Genomic DNA, 805 nt, shown 5'->3' with positions numbered 1-805 from the left:
AACGAGTTCACGGAGCGCGCCAAGCAAAGCATTGAAAACCCACCGCCCGTTGCAGGCTTAACCACCACGATCAACCCCCGCACCTTTTACGTTGACCCAAGCATCACCCTCCCTAAAGACATTATCGCCCCCACTACAGGAGCCGTGATTGCCAAAGCGGGCACCAGAGTGAACCCCTTTGAACCCCGCACTTGGCCAAAGGTCGACGGTCAAAACGTTCTACCACAATTTGAGTTAAGTAAGGTGCTGGTCTTTTTTGATGCCAGAGACGCGCAGCAACGAAGGTTCGCTAGCGAGTATCAAAACGCCAAGCCAATCAAGTGGGTACTGACAGGAGGCAGCCCGAATAAAATGGCGACCTTATTGGACGCAAGAATGTATTTTGCGCAGCAAGGCCACTTAACCCAATCGCTTAACATTACTCACGTCCCAGCGATTGCCTACCAAGAAGGCACGCGCTGGCGCATCGATGAGGTGAACGTATCGGGTTTGCACCCCTTGGCGATAGAGCAATAACAATGACATCGCATTGGAAGTGCGCACCTCCCTTGATTATGCTTCCAGTATGACGCTTTTTTTTTCTTAACCAAGCTCGCTTTTGGCGGCGATTATGGGGCGAAGCCTCTTGTCGAGACAAAAGGAGTACCACGCTCGGCGTGGAAAAAGGACACCCCATGACACAACGACACTTTCGTTTACTGTTGTGCTGCCTATTGGTTTTTATTGCCCCATCAACCCTAGCAGCCAGTGCGGCGTGTAAAAGCCGTTTTATTAACCCCATGACCGATATTTGTTGGGATTGCTT

The 805-nt window shown here is 51.1% G+C and carries 1 protein-coding gene; it reads left to right on the top strand.

Going from position 1 to position 805, the window contains the following annotated elements; genetic code table 11:
* On the top strand, positions 1 to 516 hold a 516-nt coding region (locus AB4503_RS25160; RefSeq protein ID WP_372115893.1), incomplete at its 5' end, for a type-F conjugative transfer system protein TraW.
* Positions 517 to 805: the final 289 nt, after the last annotated feature.

Origin of the sequence: Vibrio sp. 10N.222.55.B11, assembly GCF_041473705.1 — a bacterium.
Taxonomy (GTDB): Bacteria; Pseudomonadota; Gammaproteobacteria; order Enterobacterales; family Vibrionaceae; genus Vibrio; species Vibrio crassostreae_C.
This window is presented reverse-complemented; position numbering and strand designations above follow the sequence as displayed.